This is a genomic window from Kingella sp. SNUBH-2017 (assembly GCF_028680565.1).
GTDB classification, from domain to species: Bacteria; Pseudomonadota; Gammaproteobacteria; order Burkholderiales; family Neisseriaceae; genus Kingella_D; species Kingella_D pumchi.
On the sequence record NZ_JAPHVK010000001.1, the window covers coordinates 353,660 to 370,036 of the forward strand.

A 16,377-nucleotide genomic window follows, 5' to 3' on the forward strand; every position below is an offset into this window, starting at 1 on the left:
AAAATGAGCTTAATCGAATTGAAAGTCCCCGACATCGGCGGACATGAAAACGTGGACATCATCGCCGTGGAAATCAAAGCCGGCGATACGGTTGCCATCGACGACACCCTGATTACTTTGGAAACCGACAAAGCCACCATGGACGTACCGGCCGAAGCCGCCGGTGTGGTGAAAGAAGTCAAAGTCAAAGTGGGCGACAAAATCTCCGAAGGCGGCCTGATTGCCGTGATCGAAGCCGAAGGCGCTGCCGCCGAAGCACCCAAAGCTGCAGCCGCTCCTGCGCCCGCCGCGCAGCCTGAAGCCCCGAAAGCCGCAACGCCTGCGCCGCAAGCCGCATCGTTCAGCGGCAATGCCGATGCCGAATACGACGTAGTGGTACTGGGCGGCGGCCCGGGCGGCTATTCCGCCGCGTTTGCTGCAGCCGACGAAGGCTTGAAAGTCGCCATCGTCGATCAGTACAAAACCCTCGGCGGCGTGTGCCTGAACGTGGGCTGTATCCCGTCTAAAGCCCTGCTGCACAATGCGGCAGTAATTGACGAAGTGAAGCACCTAGCCGCCAACGGCATCAAATACCCCGCGCCGGAAATCGACATCGACATGCTGCGCGGCTACAAAGAAAAAGTCATCGGCAAACTTACCGGCGGTCTGGCCGGTATGGCCAAAGCCCGTAAAGTCGATCTGATTCAGGGCAAAGGCGAATTTGTCGGCGCGAACCATCTGGAAGTGAAGCTGACCGAAGGTGCGCAATACGACGGAGCGCTCACCGAAACTGGCGCGAAGAAAACCATCGCTTTCAAAAACGCTATCATCGCCGTGGGCAGCCGCGTGGTAAACCTGCCGTTTATCCCGCAAGATCCGCGCATCGTCGATAGCACCGGCGCACTCGAATTGCGCCAAGTGCCGAAAAAAATGCTGATTATCGGCGGCGGCATCATCGGCCTGGAAATGGGCACGGTTTACAGCACGCTGGGCGCACGTTTGGATGTGGTGGAAATGATGGACGGCCTGATGCAGGGCGCAGACCGCGACTTGGTGAAAGTATGGGAAAAAATGAACGCCCACCGCTTCGACAACATCATGACCAACACCAAAACCGTGGCTGTGGAAGCCAAAGCAGACGGCATCTATGTGAGCTTTGAAGGCGAAAAAGCGCCCAAAGAGCCGCAGCGCTACGATTTGGTGCTGGTGGCCGCAGGCCGCGCACCCAACGGCAAACTGTGCGGCGCGGAAAAAGCCGGCGTGGCCGTTACCGAACGCGGCTTTATCGAAGTGGACAAACAAATGCGTACCAACGTGCCGCACATCTACGCCATCGGCGACGTAGTCGGCCAGCCGATGCTGGCGCACAAAGCCGTGCACGAAGGCCACGTTGCCGCCGAAAACTGCGCGGGACACAAAGCCTACTTCGACGCCCGCGTGATTCCCGGCGTGGCCTACACCGACCCCGAAGTGGCCTGGGTGGGCGTAACCGAAGAGATTGCCAAACGCGACGGCATCAAAATCACCAAATCCGTGTTCCCGTGGGCAGCTTCCGGCCGCGCCATCGCCAACGGCCGCGACGAAGGCTTCACCAAGCTGATTTTCGACGCCGAAACCGGCCTGATTATCGGCGGCGCCATCGTCGGCACCCATGCGGGCGACATGATCGGCGAAATCTGCCTGGCCATCGAAATGGGCTGCGACGCCGAAGACATCGGCAAAACCATCCACCCGCACCCCACGCTCGGCGAATCCATCGGCATGAGCGCGGAAGTGGCATTGGGCGTATGCACCGACTTGCCGCCGCAGAAAAAGAAAAAATAAGCGCTTGAGTGCTTAAATGCAGAATAAGGCAGCCTGAAAACCGGTTTCATGGTTTTCAGGCTGCCTTTTAATCCGATTATCCCAAGGGAAAACACATGAAAAAATGCGTGATACTGAGCGGCGCCGGCATCAGCGCCGAGAGCGGGCTGCAGACTTTCCGCGACAGCGACGGCCTGTGGGAAGGGCACCGCATCGAAGACGTCTGCACCCCCTCAGCCTTTGAGCGCAGCCCGCAAACCGTTATCGACTTTTACAACGAGCGCCGCCGCAAAGCCGCGGCCGCCGCGCCCAACGCCGCCCATCTTGCCCTCGCGCGCCTGCAACAGGGCTACGACACCCGCATCGTTACCCAAAACGTGGACGACCTGCACGAGCGCGCCGGCAGCCGCAGCGTACTGCATCTGCACGGCGAGCTGAACAAGCTGCGCAGCAGCGCCGACGAAGACGAAATCATCGGCTGGCAGGGCGACCAGCGGCTGGAAGACTGCGACAGCAAAGGCCGGCCGCTGCGCCCGCATATCGTTTGGTTCGGCGAAGAAGTGCCGCTGATCGGGCAGGCCGCGCAATGGGTGGAAGCGGCCGACACCGTCATCGTGGTCGGCACGTCGCTCAAAGTCTATCCCGCCGCCGGCCTGCTCGCCTACGCCCGCGCCGACGCCGACATCTACCTGATCGACCCCAAGCCCAACCTGAGCAGCCGCCGCGTCGAAATCATCCCCCAAACCGCCTGCGCCGGCGTACCGCCGCTGGTGGAATGGCTGTTGGCAAAGGCAGCCTGAAAAATAAAAGCAGCTTGAAAACCGTTTTGCGGCTTTCAGGCTGCCCTTAAATCTGCAAACACAAAATATTGCATGTCAGCCCGGCGGCGGTGCCGGTGAGCAGGATTTTGTTTCCTGTTTTCAGACGGCCTTCGTCGAGCGCCTGGCACAGGGCGAAGGGAACGGAGGCGGAGACCATATTGCCGTATTGCGCTACGGTGTCGATGTATTGCCCTGTTTTGAAACCCAGCGTTTTCATCATCAATGGTAGGGCTTTGCTGGCCTGATGGGGGATGACGAGGTCGATGTCGGCCGGGCTTAACCGTGTTTGCGTCCAAAATTCGGCGAACAGGGCGGGGATTTTCTGCAGCGAGAGTTTGAGCACGTCGCGCCCTTTCATGTCGAAAAGAAAGTCGGTGGGGTCGCTCTGTGCGTAGCGCTGCGGCGGCAGGGCGGTCAGGCCGCCGCGGATTTCGGTGCTGTGTGCGCCTTGCGACCAGGTTTGCTGCATGGCGCCGATAACGCCTTTTTCGGCATCGGTATGGCGGATAACGACGGCGGCCGCGCCGTCGCCAAACAGCTCGAAACTCTCGCGCTGGGCAGGGTTGAGCGCGCAGGAAGCGAGATCGCCGGCCACAATCAGCACGGTGCGGTAGCGTTTGGCGGCAATCAGGTAGGAAACGGTGTCGAGCGCTGTGATGAAGCCGGTGCAGGTGGAATTGATGTCGAAGGCGGGAATGTCGCTGCCTTGGGCGATTTGTTCGTGAACTAAGGCGGCGGTGCAGGGAATGGGCTGTACGCCGACGGCTGCGGCGGCAACGATGCAGTCCAAATCGGCGGTGGCGATGCCGGCTTTGGCCAGCGCTTTGCGGGCGGCGGCGCACATCATGCCGAGCTGGGTTTCGCCCTCTGCGGCGCGGTAGCGGGTTTGGCCGCCTGTCTGTACGCGCTGCGACGGCAGGCTGCTGCCCCAGCCGATGATTTCCAGTTTATTCATGTTTTTCTCTCGATGCGTTTGAGTTTGCGGTATTCAGGCTGCGAGTAGGGGACAAAGCGGTAGCGCACGCCGTCGATGCCGTATTGCGCCATCAGGTTTTCAAACTGGCGGACGATGGCGTTTTGCTGCTGCCTGCTGCCGTCTGAAAGGGCGATTTCGACGGTATGGCTGTCGGTTTGGCAGACGCGGTATTCGCGGATGCCGTCGATAAACAGGATGCAGCGGCGGATAAAGTCGGGATAGATTTCGACGGCTTTGCCCGCGCGGTCGGTGAAAACAAAAATATCGTCGGTGCGGCCTTCGATTTTTTCCAGCGCCAGATGGGGCGAGCCGCATGGGCAGGGCGTGCGGCGGATGTGCAGGATGTCGTTGAGCCGGTAGCGTACAAAGGCCTGCGAGCGGCGCTTGAGATCGGTGATAACGGGAATAAAGCGGGTGTCGTCCAGCCATTGCGGTTCGACCATCACGATGTCTTCGTTCAGGTGCAGGGTGCCGCAGCGGCAGGTGGCGGCGAGAAAGCCTTCGGTGGCCTGGTAAATCTGGCCGGTAAACGGCAGCCTGAAAGCGGCGGCGATGTAGTCGGCATCGCGCGTTTCCAAAACTTCGGCCACCGAGATGACCTGCTGCGGGGCAATGTTCAGACGGCCCTGGTTTTGGTATTGCGCCAGACGCGCGAGCACCGAAGCGGGAGCGACGAGTATGGTCGGCCGGGCGTTTTGCAGGGCGGACAGATGCGCTTCAAGCGGTGTCTGCATGTCGAAAAAACGGAAAGACAGCAGGGGCGAGTCGAGCGTTTGGTACAGATTGTTGTCGGCGCGTAAAAAGAAAGCGATGCGCTGGCCGAACAGCCGGCGCGGCGGCAGCATTTTCGCCAGCACCGCCGCCGCCCACATCGCCTGCTCTTCGGGCGTGGTGAGAAACAGGCCGCGGTGGCCGGAAGTGCCGGAAGACAGGCCGACGGACACGCGGCCGACCGTCGGCGAGAAATCGCGGCTGCGCTCGGCTTCCAGGGCAACGGCCAGCGCCTGCTCTTTGCCGATGCCGACGGTGTTGAGCGCGTCGAAGTTTTCCATCATCAGCGCCTTGTCCATTTGGAAGGCGGCAAAGTCGATGCCGTCGCGAAAATAGGGCGCATGCTGTCTGAAAAATGCCAGCTGCCCTGCAAGTGTGCGCTGCTGCCAGGCGAGCAACGCGGCGCGGGTTTTGCGTGGAAACCAGCGGGTGCGGATAAAGGTGGCTAGAAACAGCCACAGCCGGTTGATGCTCATAAGATGCCGCCGATGTATTCGGGTTTGTCGTGGCTCACCAGCACGCGGATGCCGTTTTGCTGCAGGGTTTGCAGCAGCGCACTGCTGCGGCGGTAGGCGGCGAAATCGTCTTGAATCAGGCGCGGCAGGCGGCGCATTTGTTCGGTAAAGGCGAGTACGTCCTGCCCCCAACAGACGTCGGCGGCAATAAAGAGATTGCGCTCGGGAATATACAGGCAGCCCTGCCCTTTGGCGTGGCCGTCGAGCGCGGCCAGAAACAGCGAACCGTCGCCGAACAAATCGGCGGTTTCGGCATAGGGAAAGGCCGTCTGAATACCGTTTATCGGCACGATTTGCGCGCGCTGCTCGAAATCGTCGGGCAGAAATTCGGGAAAAATCAGCGAGCGGAAACGGTTTTCGCGGTAGGTGTCCCAGCAGCCTTGCGTGAGCAGCAAGTGGGCATGGGGAAAGGATTTGAGACCGCCGATGTGGTCGGGATGCAGGTGGGAAACGATGACGGTGCCGATGCTCTCGGGCGCGATACCGGCGGCTTCAAGCCGGGCGGCAATGGTGTCTTCGGCGCGGACATAAGTGGGGTTGATGGCGCGGTAAATCAGGTATTTCCAATAAAAGCGGTTGAGCGCAGTGCCGTAGCCGGTGTCGTACAGGATATGGCCGTGAACGCGGTGTTTGATTAAAAACACGCCTGCCTGGAACACGCGTTTTTGCTTGGGGTGGTGGCGGAAAATGCGTTGTAAGTGGTTGACGCAGTGGCCGCAGGCGAAATAGCGGACGGATTCAATCAAGGGGGCAGTGGCGGACATAGTGTTCGATTCCTTGTGCGATGCTGATGCGCGTCTTGTAGCCCAGCTCGCGGCGTGCTTTATTGATGTTTAGGGTTTGGCCGTAGGTGAGCAGGCAGGCGGTGTAGCGGGTAAGCGGCGGCTCTTTGCCGATATTAAGCAGCCTGAACGCGCTTTCAAGCACATTGGCCGCCAGCCACAGGCCGCGCCGCGATACGGCACGGGTGCGCATATTTTGGCCGGCAGCCTGAAAAAACTGCGCCAGCAAATCGGCAAAAGGCTGCGGCTCGCCGTTGGTAATGTTGTAGGTTTGGCCGGCGGCCGCTTCGCTTTCCAGCGCCAGCCGCAGCGCGTAGGCGGCGTTTTCCACGCAGGTCAGGTCGGTCAGGTGGCGGCCGCCGTTGACCAGCGGAATGCCGGTGCTGCGGTTGCGTGCCAGCAGGCGCGGAATGATGCTGGTGTCGCCGACGCCGAACAGCCCGCGCGGGCGGATAATCACGCTCGGTACGCCGCCCGAGCGTACTGAGCGCTCAGCCAGGATTTTGCTGCGGATGTAGTGGTTGAGCCGGTTGTCGGCCGGCGCGTCTTCTTCGCGGATATCGAGCTGCTCGCGCGGCGCGGCGTAAATGCTGGGCGAGGAAACAAACACCAGCCGCCGGATGCCGTGTTTGAGGCAGCCTGAAAGTACGTTTTGCGTGCCCAGCACATTGGCGCGGTAAAAATCGTCCCAGCGTCCCCACACGCTCGACAACGCGCCCGAGTGGATGCAGTAATCCGCGCCCGCCAGTGCGTCGGAAACGGCATCGGCATCGGACAAATCGCCCAGATGCACTTTGATGCCGCATTCGAGCTCCAGTTGCGCCGCCTTGGCCGCATCGCGCCCGAAACCGTGCACCGTATAGCCCGCCGCCAGCAGCTCGCGCACGGCATAGCCGCCGAGAAAACCGGTTGCGCCGGTGATAAGAACTGTTGCCATGGATTTTCTTTCGACTGTGGTTGCCTGCAGGCAGCCTGAAACGGGGTTTCAGGCTGCCTTTTGCTTTCAGGCTGCTTTTGGGCGCTTGGCAATGCCCGTTATTCCCGGGCCTTAAAGCCCGTTTTTCTCCAATAGCCGCCGGTACGGCCCGTTACTCAGTTTTTCCAGCAGCCGCCATACCGCACGCCGCTGCAGCGGCAGATGGCGGACGTATACCGCCGTGTATTCCAATTCGGGCACGGCGCCGCGCGATTTTTTGAAACCGGCTGCACCGCCGCTCCAGTGCTGGCTCAGGTTGCGCTCGGCACAGTAGCGCACGATAAACGCCGACAGCCGCCGGTATAGCGCTTCATTCTGCGGCAGGCTCAAATCGTAACCCAGCACGGGGGTGGTCAGCCTGCCTTCTTCGCAGATCATGCCCGCGCAGCCTGCCGCCGCGCCGTTGGCCGTGCACTCCATCAGATACAGCGCCAGCAGGTCCCGCGCTACGGTTTCGCGCAGCCACAAATGGGTAAACCGAACATTTCCTATCGAGTATTTTCCCAGATACAGCCCGTTGTAAAAATCCAAGGCAGCCTGAAAATCGGCGTCGGCGCTGGCGGCACTCAGGCGGCGGAAGCGGTAGCGGCCATCGTTCAGTAATTTTGCGTCGCGTTTGCTGTCGCTGCGGCAGGTGATTTGTTTGATGGTGTCGGTAAGGTAAATTTGCCGCGTAAGCAGAAACCGCCAACCGTCCTGTTGCAGCGCGTCCATCAAATCCCGGTGGTGCGCTGCATTGAGTGAGCGGATGATAACTGCCGTGTGCGGATAGGCGGCTTGAGCGGCCGCACGCAGGGCGGCAGGCGGGCGGTTAAGGAAATCGTGGCTGTAAAGATTGGTGGAAAGGCCGAAATTCTGCACCGCTACGGTACGGTCGATTTGCCCTAGGCGCAACAGCCGTGCCAACACCGTAATCAGCCCTCCCGTTGCGGCAGCCTGAAAGTGCGGCAGCTTTACCAGTTCGTCCCGCCCCGCCTGCACTAACGCAGCATAGAGAGACACCGTCCACGCCTGATCGCCCGTGCCTTTGCTGTATGAAAGCAGCAGGCCGTCTGCCATCCGCTTTTCGCTGTGGTCGTTGGCAATCAAACCGGTGGCGGGGAACTCGGTAAGCAGGCGGCACAGTCCGTCGTTCAGATTCATGGCGTATCACCGTTCCATTCGATGTCGGCGGTAGATGCGTCGGTAAAGGCAATGCCCTGCCGCCACGCCTGCCATGTGGTTTCGCTGGCGGCAAGCAGCAAGCCGCGGGCAGGGATACCGGCCAATACGTCGCGCGCCGCCGCGTAGTCGGCACGCACTTGGCGCAGGGTTTTCTTACCGCGCACCTGCCGCGCAAACAGCGGCCACAGTTTTTTGGACACCGTGGCTGCCGTGCCGACGCGGCTTTCGTCAAAATGCCAACGGTCGTCGGCAAAGGACAGCGCACCGGCAAGCAGATGGATGCCGCTGGTGGCACGCGGATTGCATTCGATAACGTAAATCTCGCGGCCGTCGTCGATAAAATCAAAGGCCACTTGGCCGTGATAAGCGTTTTGCGCGGCAAAGCGTGCAACAAAATCCAGAATGCGCGGCTCGGCAACACGGCGGAAATAAGTGGAAGCCGAGCCGTTGAGCGGATACATCGGATCGTACACCACCTGCGCCGCCACCTGCCCGTGTCCGCACACTGCATAGCTGCACAGCGGTCGGCCGAAAATGCGCTGCTGCTGCACCCACGGCCGCGCCGGCGAAACCGGCAGCGCCGCAATTTCAGACGGCACGGGCGCGATTTTCACCTGTCGCCCGAAGCGGCTGTACACCGGCTTGAACACCGAATCGGCCAAACGCGAAAAATCAATCTCTGCCGCCGATTCCAGCAGCCGCGTTTCGGGAAAACACACCCCTGCGCCGCGCGGCAGATAATCAAAAAACCGCGCCTTGTGGTGCAGCCCCAGCAGCAGATCGCGCAGCGGCATAAACAGTTTTTCCCGCTGCGCTTCGGGCAACGGCACATGCGCCAGATGGAAAATGTCTTCGCAGGTCGGCACCACCAGGTCGGCCTGCGCCACCAAATCCGCCATCGCCGCCGCATAAGCGGCAAAATCGGTGCGCGGCGCGGGAATGCGGCAATAACGCAACCGCGCACCGCGCCGCGCGGCAAAGGCCGCCAGCGGAAAGCGCAGGCTGTCGCACAGCACAATCTGGCCGGCGTTTTTCAGGCTGCCTGAAAAAACGGCAATCCAGTCCAAAACCGCAGGCGCGCGCGGGCAGGTGATCAGGATGTTCATGGGAAGATGTGAATGTTCGGGCAGCCTGAAAACCGCTTTACGGGCTTTCAGGCTGCTTGTGGCGGCGCAGCGGCGGCCGTTTACGCGCTGACGCGCTCGATATTGGCGCCGACGCCGCGCAGCTTGGTTTCGATATGCTCGTAGCCGCGGTCGAGATGGTAGATGCGGTCAACAATGGTTTCGCCGTCGGCCACCAGTCCGGCGATGACCAGGCTGGCGGAGGCGCGCAGGTCGGTGGCCATTACTGATGCGCCGGAGAGTTTGGCGACGCCGCGCACGATGGCGGTGTTGCCTTCGGCTTCGATGTCGGCGCCCATGCGGTTGAGTTCGGGCACGTGCATAAAGCGGTTTTCAAAGATGTTTTCGGTTACGGTGGCGCTGCCTTCGGCGACGGCGTTCATCGCCATAAACTGCGCCTGCATGTCGGTGGGAAAGCCCGGGTGCGGCGCGGTTTTGATGACGACGGCTTTGGGACGGCCGGGCATGTCGATGCCGATCCAGTCGTCGCCGGTGCTGATTTGGGCGCCGGCTTCGCGCAGTTTGTCGAGCACCGCGCCCATGGTGTGCGGCGCGGCATGGTTCAGGCGGACTTTGCCGCCGGCCATCGCCACCGCGCACAGGAAGGTGCCGGCTTCGATGCGGTCGGGGACGACGCTGTGTTCGGCGCCGTGCAGCTCTTTGACGCCTTCGACGGTCATGACCGGCGTGCCGATGCCGCTGATTTTCGCGCCCATTTTGACCAGGCATTCGGCCAGATCGACCACTTCGGGCTCGACGGCGCAGTTTTCCAGCACGGTGGTGCCTTCGGCCAGCGTGGCGGCCATCAGCAGGTTTTCGGTGCCGCCGACGGTAACCATGTCCATCAGCACGCGCGCGCCTTTGAGCTTGCCGCGCGCTTTGACATAGCCGTGTTCGATAACAATTTCGGCGCCCATGGCTTCGAGCCCTTTCAGGTGCTGGTCAACCGGACGCGAGCCGATGGCGCAGCCGCCGGGCAGGCTGACCTGGGCTTCGCCGAAGCGGGCGAGGGTGGGGCCGAGCACCAGGATCGAGGCGCGCATGGTGCGCACCAGATCATAGGGGGCGCAGGTGTTGGAAACGGTGCCGCCGTTGATTTCAAATTCGTGGATGTTGTCGGTAAGCACGCGGGCACCCATGCCTTGCAGCAGTTTTTGGGTGGTTTTGACGTCGGCCAGCATCGGCACGTTTTTCAGGCGCAGGGTGCCGGCGGTCAAAAGCCCGGCGCACATCAGCGGCAGGGCGGCATTTTTAGCGCCGGAGATGGTGATTTCGCCATTGAGCGGGCCGTTGCCCGTGATTTTGAGTTTGCTGGCCACAGTAGTCATACCTTTCGTGTTTTGTGTTGCAGGCAGCCTGAAAACAGTAAATGCCGTCGGTTATAAGGGGTGTTAAAGGGGTTTGGATTGTGCAAAGGCTTCAGGCTGCCTGAATGCCGTATGGGAAAGCGGCGGATTATAGCGGAAAACGGCCAAAGCGGCCTGAATCCGCTTTCAGGCTGCCTTATGCTTGGGGGCGGCGCGCCGGCGGCCAGACCAAATGTCTTTGCATGCGCCGTTTTCGCACTTTAACGCCGCACGGCAGCGCGAACCGAAAGCAGCCTGAAAACCGCCAACGGGTTTTCAGGCTGCTTGGATTTGCCGTTCGGGCGGCTTTATTTGGCTGCGGATGCGGCGGCGGACGCTTCGGCTTTGGCGCCGGCGGCCGCGCCTTCGCCCCAGGATGCCGGATATTTGTAGCCGGCAAAGCGTTTGTGCGCGTAGGCTTTGAATTCGTCGGAATTGTAGGCGGCTTCAACGTCTTTAACCCATTTGGCGTCTTTATCGGCGCTGCGCACGGCCGACCAGTTCACATAGGCGAAGCTCGGTTCTTGGAACAGCGCTTCGGTGAGCTTCATGCCGCTGCTTATGGCGTAGTTGCCGTTGACGATGGCGAAATCGACGTCTTGGCGGCTGCGCGGCAGATTGGCCGCTTCCATTTCGACAAACTCGATGTTTTTGGTGTTTTCGGCGATGTCGGCGCGCGAGGCTTTAAGCGGATCGACGCCGTCTTTGAGCTTGATCCAGCCCAGTTCGTTCATCATCACCAGCGCGCGGGCAAGGTTGGAGGGGTCGTTGGGAATGGAAACGGTGCTGCCGTTTTTCACGTCTTCCAGCTTCGAGAGTTTGCCCGGGTAGATGCCCAGCGGCGCGGTCGGCACTTGGAATACTTCGACCAAATCCAGCTTGTGTTCGGCTTTGAACGCGTCAAGATAGGGCTTGTGCTGGAAGATATTGATATCGATGGCGTTCTGATCCAGCGCCTGATTGGGGGTAACGTAGTCGGGAAACTCGGTCAGGGTTACGGTGTAGCCCTGTTTTTCCAGCGCGGGCTGGATCTGCTCTTTAACCATGTCGGCAAAGTCGCCGGGGGTGGAACCGAAGCGGATTTCGGTTTTCTCGGCGCCGGCGCTGCTGCCGGAAGCGGGGGCGGCACCGGCACCGGCACCGGATGCGGCGGCATTGTCCGCGCCCTGGTTGCCGCAGGCGGCCAGAGTCAGGCCGAAAGCGGCGGCCAAAGTGTATTTCAATAGTGTGTTCATCAATGTTCTCCTAATGGTTTCGGGGTGCCGCCAAAAGCGGCGAAACAGGCCGGCCGGCGTTTCAGGCTGCCTGAAAGCGGTGATTATACCGAATCGGCGGTAGATGCGGTTTGGCCGGCGCAAACGGGCTTTCAGGCTGCCTGCGCCAGCCGGGCGATTGCGGCGGCAATGCGCTCGGGCACCTGGTGGAAATGGCCGCCGCTGTTGCTTGCAAACGTGCTGCGGATGCCGCGCTCGCGCCACAGCGCTTCGGTGGTGCGCATATTGTCTTCCACCGCCGCCATGCGCGGGTTTTTGCTGTTTTTCTCTTCGTCGCCCAGCGAGAAATAGGCGTATTGCGGCGGGCTGGGCATGGCGTGGGCGGCAAACTCAAGCCAGCCGTCGTACCACATCGAGCCGGACACGCAGGCGGTGCGGCTAAAGGGCTGGCCGCTTTGATAGGCGCTCCAGGCGGCAAACAACCCGGCCAGCGAGTAGCCGGCAATGCCGCGCCATTCGGGCTGCAGATTCAGGCTGCTTTCGATTGCGGGCAGCATGGCGCACAGGCGGGCGAAATAAGTGCCGGCACCGCCACCAAAATCGGCGCCTTTTTTAAACACTTTCGGCGCCGGCCACGGCGTGAACGACTGCTCCCAGTCTGCTTCGTCGATGGCCAGCAGCACCAAATCTTGCTCCAACAGCGCTGCCAGCGCGTCGGCTTCGTGCGGCTGCAGAAAGGTCAGCACCAGCGGCGCATCGGCAGACGGGTTTTCCGCAGCGTACACGCGGATGCTTTGCTGGTTTAGGGTAAGGGTTTGACTAAGTTTCATCGGTAGGTTTCCGTTTAGGCAGCCTGAAAGGCGGTTTAGCTCATCATCACTTTGATGCCCAAGAGCGCCATCACCGAGCCGAGCAAGCGGTCGAGCCAGTGGCCGGCCTGGCGGAAATGGCGGTTTACGCGCGGCACGGACAGAAGCAGTGCCACCGCGGCAAACCATACCAACTGCAGCACAATCATCCATACGCCGTAAACCGCCAGCTGCCACAGCGGCATCGCTGGCGACAGTACCACGGTAAAGACCGACACCAGATAAACCGGCGCTTTGGGATTGAGCAGGTTGCACAGAAAACCTTTCCACAAGCCCGCCGCGACCGACTGCGCAGGCAGCGTTCGGGCGTGCAGTTCTACCGTTTTGCCTTGGGCTTTGGCGCGCAGCCCTTTAATGCCGAGATACAGCAGATAGGCGCCGCCACTAATTTTTATGGCACTCAGCAGCCAGGCCGCCGAGGCGATTACCGCCGCCAGCCCCAGCACCGAGTATGCGATGTGCACACCCAAGCCGAGCGCGATACCGAGCGAGCACACCAGCCCCGCCCGCCGCCCGCGCGAGAGCGTCTGCTGCGAAACAAATACAAAATCGGGGCCGGGCGAAGCCGCCGCCAGCAGATGAATGCCGGTGATTACCCAAAATCCGTGCCAAAAGTCCATGCGGTTTCCTATATCGGGACAAAACAAGCAGCCTGAAAAGTTTTCAGGCTGCTTGTGCGCTTATTCAACGATTATTGCTTCGGGGAAGATGGAGGCAATCAAAAAGGCGACTATAAAAGCATAGGCCAGATAGGCTACCATGCCCAGCACCGCCAGCGCCAAGGGTTTAAACCAGGGTCTGCGCGGGTAGTTGCTACCGTATTTCTGTTTGACTGCTTCCACCTGCCGGCGGCCGATCGCGAAATACCAGCCCAGCAGCAAAATCAGGCCGAATGTATTGTTCTTGGGGTTAAAAAACAGCGCCACCAGCGGAAGCAGCAGAAAAATAACCAATAAGATAATCAGCGCCCATTTGCTTTGGCGTATCTGATCTTTATCGCCCATCGCACGGGCATTGAGCATATGCAGTGTGGCACCGAAAACGGGCGAAAACAGCAGCGACCACGAAGCGGCGGCATTGGGGTTCCACAGCGCGGGCGCATCGGAGTTGTCCAACGCGGCATTGCTATCGTTGCTTTGCGGGGCGCGGTAACGTTCGTCAAGACTCATCATTTATCCTTATTTGGGTGCTTATTTGAGTGAAGGGGAAAGTTTTCAGGCTGCCTTGCGTTTAAATCCGGCGCATTAGCCAGCGGCTGAATGCGCCAGCGCGAAACAGCAGCAAAGCGCCGGCCAGCAGTTCGAACACATTGATCAGCACGGCGGCCTTGCCGTCGGTATCGAGTGTTTGCCAAATGGAAGCACCGGCATCCAGGCTGCGGATGTAGCTGATCCGCGTTGCTAGATACAGCGCGTCGCTTAGGGCGCCGATCAGCGTAAACAGGCCGATAAGAGCAATGCCGGTAGTCAGCCACGGCGCGGGATGTTTGGGCGGCTCCTGCGGCGCGGCTTCGGCGGCGGGCAGCAGCAGTTTGGCCAGCGGCAGGGAAAACAGCCACAAAACCACGCAGCAGGCGGCATTGGCGGCGTACATCCAGTAAGTCATTTCCAAATCGGCGCCGATTTCGCGGTTGCCCGCATAAATGGCAACGGCGGCGGACAAGGTTCGGAGCAGTATCAGCAGGGCGGCGGTACGCAGGGCGACGGCGGTTATCTGGCGGGGGGCATGGCGGGTTTCTAAAAAACAAAGGAAAAAAGGTTTCAGGCTGCCTTGTGGCCAAGGCAGCCTGAAAAATCATCCGCGCTGTTCGGCGGCTTCGAGCGTGTTTTCCAGCAGGCTGGCGATGGTCATCGGACCGACGCCGCCGGGCACGGGGGTAATGTAGCCGGCGCGCTCTTTGGCGCTGTCAAATTCGACGTCGCCGCACAGGCTGCCGTCGGGCAGGCGGTTGATGCCGACATCGACCACCACTGCGCCGGGTTTGATCCATTCGCCTTTCACCAGCCCGGGTTTGCCCACGGCAACGACAACGATATCGGCGGCGGCCACTTCGTCGGCAAGATTCAGGGTGAAGCGGTGGCAGATGGTGGGGGTGGCGCCTGCCAGCATCATTTCTAGCATCAGCGGCCGGCCGACGATATTGGACGCGCCAACGATGGTCACTTTCTTGCCTTTGGGGCTGATGCCGTAGGCGGCCAGCAGCGTCATCACGCCTTTGGGGGTGCACGGGCGCATCAGCGGCATGCGCACGGCAAGGCGGCCGACGTTGTAGGGATGAAAGCCGTCTACGTCTTTGTCGGGGCGGATGCGTTCGAGCACTTTCTGGCTGTCGATCTGCGGCGGCAGCGGCAGTTGCACCAAAATGCCGTCCACCGCGGGATTGGCGTTCAATTCATCAACCAGCGCCAGCAGCTCGGCTTCGGCGGTATCGGCGGCAAGATGATAGGAAAATGATTGGAAACCGGCTTTTTCGCAGGCGGTGTTTTTGTTGCGCACATAAACGGCGCTGGCGGGATCGTCGCCCACCAGCACCACGGCCAGCCCGGGCGGACGCAGGCCGGCGGCGGCACGCTCGGCAGTTTTGGCGCGGACGGTTTCGAGACATTGGGCGGCAGTTTTTTTGCCGTCGATCAGAATGGCGGTCATGGCAGTCTTTCAGGTGGCTTAAGGCGGCGGCATTATAGCGGAAAAGGCAGCCTGAAAGACGTTTCAGGCTGCCTGCGGGCAGCTGCTTCTGCGAATGGCGAAACGGCTGCCTCGTCTGGATAAAAAGCCCGCTAAAGTACGGCGGGCGTAGTTTTCAGGCTGCCTTTAGGTTTGGTTTCAGGCAGCCTGAAATGCAGAAAATCCCAGTGCTTTTTACACAATTGTCCTTGAGAGCCTGTAAGCAACATCAGGATTTCCCATGTGTAACTTATTATAAGTTATATTTTATTTGAAGAAATTGCTAAATTTCTTGCGGAAGTGATGAAGCAAGGAAAAGAAAATAAAGCACAGATTAGTGAAATAAAAAAGAAACTTTTATGTATATAAACCTTCACCTTTCCTTTTTTTAATTCTTTCTCAAAAAAATCATTATTTTCAGTAAAAAAGTATATTTTATCCTTGTCTTTCTCTTTAAATTGTCCGCTTATCAGCACTCCTTCAATATTTTGCTTGGAGTCTGCAGAAATCTCGAAAATTTTGACATCCTTCCCGGTTAGGGTTTTATCATATAATTTTTTATTGCATGGAGCGTTAATATCCATATTGTTTACCCCACACGATACGGAATAGTCGATGCCATTGGCATGAAATTGCAGCCAATCGGCACCACGACGCCCGCCTTGTTTGACTATATATTCAATATCACTCGACATTATCACTTCTTTAAGTAATAAATTTTCTTCTACAGCTCCGGCAAAATAAAAGGCTATTGATGCGAAAAAAGAGATTAAAAAAGTAACGCCGAATCCTACAAAATCCAGTAATGTCGGATTTTTAATGGAATGAATAAGGTTTTTGCAAAACAATTTATTTTTCCTCAATCAATGTAGGGAATCTTAAATATAAAATTAAAGGATAAATAAGAAATGAAAGCAAAAAAATCAGCGAGCAAATAATGTTGATCACGCTTAATTCAAAATGAAAAACAAACCATAAATTAAATAAGAAAAACATAAATACTGAAATATTAATCATAATTTTTGAGTTGTTATCTCCTATCCAAGGATTTTTTTTAATTATATATATATCTTCAAGGCATTTAAACTGAATGAAAGTGCCAAATGCCACTATAAACATTGAGGCAGCTATCTGGAAGGTTATTCCTGAAAAATTAGAAAACATACCTAGCAAGAAAACGACTAGAAAAGAAATAAATTGTTTTTTTGCTAGATCCTTATGTAATGCAACCCATTCTATAGCAGTGATTTTTTCGGATGTATCAAAATTCAGCATTAAATCCCCCAATAGGTTTGCTGCTTTGTGCTCATATAAGCAGGTGTTCTCAGTATGTGGAATTCTAGTTTTAACCAAATCTATGCGTCAATTAAAAC

At 58.6% G+C, this 16,377-nt stretch carries 17 protein-coding genes; 2 read left to right on the forward strand and 15 right to left on the reverse strand.

Annotation, left to right across the window (positions count from 1 at the left end; translation table 11 throughout):
• Positions 1 to 3 precede the first annotated feature (3 nt).
• Both lpdA and OP500_RS01690 read left to right on the forward strand, forming a co-directional pair.
• The gene (gene lpdA, locus OP500_RS01685; RefSeq protein WP_238746151.1) at positions 4 to 1,803 is read left to right on the forward strand and encodes a dihydrolipoyl dehydrogenase; all 1,800 of its coding nucleotides are present in this window, start codon (positions 4 to 6) and stop codon (positions 1,801 to 1,803) included.
• 95 nt (positions 1,804 to 1,898) lie between these two features.
• On the forward strand, positions 1,899 to 2,582 hold the full coding sequence (locus OP500_RS01690; protein ID WP_238746149.1) for an SIR2 family NAD-dependent protein deacylase: 684 nt from the start codon (positions 1,899 to 1,901) through the stop codon (positions 2,580 to 2,582).
• Between the two features lie 46 nt (positions 2,583 to 2,628).
• Here OP500_RS01690 and OP500_RS01695 read toward each other — a convergent pair whose 3' ends face one another.
• From OP500_RS01695 to OP500_RS01765, 15 genes are all read right to left on the reverse strand, one after another.
• Positions 2,629 to 3,558: a 3-oxoacyl-[acyl-carrier-protein] synthase III C-terminal domain-containing protein gene (locus tag OP500_RS01695; RefSeq protein WP_238746147.1), complete on the reverse strand. Its 930-nt coding sequence runs from the start codon at positions 3,556 to 3,558 to the stop codon at positions 2,629 to 2,631.
• Positions 3,555 to 4,826: a F390 synthetase-related protein gene (locus OP500_RS01700; RefSeq protein WP_238746145.1), complete on the reverse strand. Its 1,272-nt coding sequence runs from the start codon at positions 4,824 to 4,826 to the stop codon at positions 3,555 to 3,557. Before OP500_RS01700 ends, OP500_RS01695 begins: the two co-directional genes overlap by 4 nt.
• Positions 4,823 to 5,629, reverse strand: a complete 807-nt coding sequence (locus OP500_RS01705; RefSeq protein WP_238746143.1) for an MBL fold metallo-hydrolase — start codon at positions 5,627 to 5,629, stop codon at positions 4,823 to 4,825. Before OP500_RS01705 ends, OP500_RS01700 begins: the two co-directional genes overlap by 4 nt.
• Entirely contained in the window at positions 5,604 to 6,584 is a 981-nt protein-coding gene (locus OP500_RS01710; RefSeq protein WP_238746141.1) for an NAD-dependent epimerase/dehydratase family protein, read from the reverse strand. The genes OP500_RS01705 and OP500_RS01710 overlap by 26 nt, the downstream gene beginning before the upstream one ends.
• A 111-nt stretch (positions 6,585 to 6,695) precedes the next feature.
• Positions 6,696 to 7,766 (reverse strand): GNAT family N-acetyltransferase, encoded by a 1,071-nt coding sequence (locus tag OP500_RS01715; protein ID WP_274069987.1) that lies wholly within the window; start codon positions 7,764 to 7,766, stop codon positions 6,696 to 6,698.
• On the reverse strand, positions 7,763 to 8,893 hold the full coding sequence (locus tag OP500_RS01720; protein WP_274069988.1) for a carbamoyl-phosphate synthase large subunit: 1,131 nt from the start codon (positions 8,891 to 8,893) through the stop codon (positions 7,763 to 7,765). The genes OP500_RS01715 and OP500_RS01720 overlap by 4 nt, the downstream gene beginning before the upstream one ends.
• An 80-nt stretch (positions 8,894 to 8,973) precedes the next feature.
• A complete protein-coding gene (gene murA, locus OP500_RS01725; RefSeq protein WP_238746135.1) occupies positions 8,974 to 10,239 on the reverse strand; it encodes a UDP-N-acetylglucosamine 1-carboxyvinyltransferase in 1,266 nt (421 codons plus the stop codon).
• Between the two features lie 326 nt (positions 10,240 to 10,565).
• Positions 10,566 to 11,492: a MetQ/NlpA family ABC transporter substrate-binding protein gene (locus OP500_RS01730; protein ID WP_238746133.1), complete on the reverse strand. Its 927-nt coding sequence runs from the start codon at positions 11,490 to 11,492 to the stop codon at positions 10,566 to 10,568.
• 131 nt (positions 11,493 to 11,623) lie between these two features.
• Positions 11,624 to 12,301, reverse strand: coding sequence for an alpha/beta hydrolase-fold protein (locus OP500_RS01735; RefSeq protein ID WP_274069989.1), 678 nt, complete (start codon positions 12,299 to 12,301; stop codon positions 11,624 to 11,626).
• Positions 12,302 to 12,336: 35 nt separating this feature from the next.
• On the reverse strand, positions 12,337 to 12,960 hold the full coding sequence (locus tag OP500_RS01740) for a LysE family transporter (protein WP_274069990.1): 624 nt from the start codon (positions 12,958 to 12,960) through the stop codon (positions 12,337 to 12,339).
• A gap of 60 nt (positions 12,961 to 13,020) precedes the next feature.
• Positions 13,021 to 13,509, reverse strand: coding sequence for a hypothetical protein (locus OP500_RS01745; RefSeq protein WP_274069991.1), 489 nt, complete (start codon positions 13,507 to 13,509; stop codon positions 13,021 to 13,023).
• A 61-nt stretch (positions 13,510 to 13,570) separates the two neighbouring features.
• The gene (locus OP500_RS01750; protein ID WP_274069992.1) at positions 13,571 to 14,002 is read right to left on the reverse strand and encodes a hypothetical protein; all 432 of its coding nucleotides are present in this window, start codon (positions 14,000 to 14,002) and stop codon (positions 13,571 to 13,573) included.
• A 132-nt stretch (positions 14,003 to 14,134) separates the two neighbouring features.
• On the reverse strand, positions 14,135 to 14,986 hold the full coding sequence (folD, locus tag OP500_RS01755; RefSeq protein ID WP_274069993.1) for a bifunctional methylenetetrahydrofolate dehydrogenase/methenyltetrahydrofolate cyclohydrolase FolD: 852 nt from the start codon (positions 14,984 to 14,986) through the stop codon (positions 14,135 to 14,137).
• Positions 14,987 to 15,264: 278 nt separating this feature from the next.
• Positions 15,265 to 15,852, reverse strand: coding sequence for a hypothetical protein (locus OP500_RS01760; RefSeq protein WP_274069994.1), 588 nt, complete (start codon positions 15,850 to 15,852; stop codon positions 15,265 to 15,267).
• A gap of 1 nt (position 15,853) precedes the next feature.
• Positions 15,854 to 16,357 (reverse strand): hypothetical protein, encoded by a 504-nt coding sequence (locus tag OP500_RS01765; protein ID WP_274069995.1) that lies wholly within the window; start codon positions 16,355 to 16,357, stop codon positions 15,854 to 15,856.
• Between the last annotated feature and the right edge of the window lie 20 nt (positions 16,358 to 16,377).

Excerpts from the sequence above, each read along its gene's own strand:
- lpdA (WP_238746151.1), top strand. The coding sequence starts at position 4 with ATGAGCTTAATCGAATTGAAAGTCCCCGACATCGGCGGACATGAAAAC.
- OP500_RS01690 (WP_238746149.1), top strand. The coding sequence starts at position 1,899 with ATGAAAAAATGCGTGATACTGAGCGGCGCCGGCATCAGCGCCGAGAGC.
- OP500_RS01695 (WP_238746147.1), bottom strand. The coding sequence starts at position 3,558 with ATGAATAAACTGGAAATCATCGGCTGGGGCAGCAGCCTGCCGTCGCAG.
- OP500_RS01700 (WP_238746145.1), bottom strand. The coding sequence starts at position 4,826 with ATGAGCATCAACCGGCTGTGGCTGTTTCTAGCCACCTTTATCCGCACC.
- OP500_RS01705 (WP_238746143.1), bottom strand. The coding sequence starts at position 5,629 with ATGTCCGCCACTGCCCCCTTGATTGAATCCGTCCGCTATTTCGCCTGC.
- OP500_RS01710 (WP_238746141.1), bottom strand. The coding sequence starts at position 6,584 with ATGGCAACAGTTCTTATCACCGGCGCAACCGGTTTTCTCGGCGGCTAT.
- OP500_RS01715 (WP_274069987.1), bottom strand. The coding sequence starts at position 7,766 with ATGAATCTGAACGACGGACTGTGCCGCCTGCTTACCGAGTTCCCCGCC.
- OP500_RS01720 (WP_274069988.1), bottom strand. The coding sequence starts at position 8,893 with ATGAACATCCTGATCACCTGCCCGCGCGCGCCTGCGGTTTTGGACTGG.
- murA (WP_238746135.1), bottom strand. The coding sequence starts at position 10,239 with ATGACTACTGTGGCCAGCAAACTCAAAATCACGGGCAACGGCCCGCTC.
- OP500_RS01730 (WP_238746133.1), bottom strand. The coding sequence starts at position 11,492 with ATGAACACACTATTGAAATACACTTTGGCCGCCGCTTTCGGCCTGACT.
- OP500_RS01735 (WP_274069989.1), bottom strand. The coding sequence starts at position 12,301 with ATGAAACTTAGTCAAACCCTTACCCTAAACCAGCAAAGCATCCGCGTG.
- OP500_RS01740 (WP_274069990.1), bottom strand. The coding sequence starts at position 12,960 with ATGGACTTTTGGCACGGATTTTGGGTAATCACCGGCATTCATCTGCTG.
- OP500_RS01745 (WP_274069991.1), bottom strand. The coding sequence starts at position 13,509 with ATGAGTCTTGACGAACGTTACCGCGCCCCGCAAAGCAACGATAGCAAT.
- folD (WP_274069993.1), bottom strand. The coding sequence starts at position 14,986 with ATGACCGCCATTCTGATCGACGGCAAAAAAACTGCCGCCCAATGTCTC.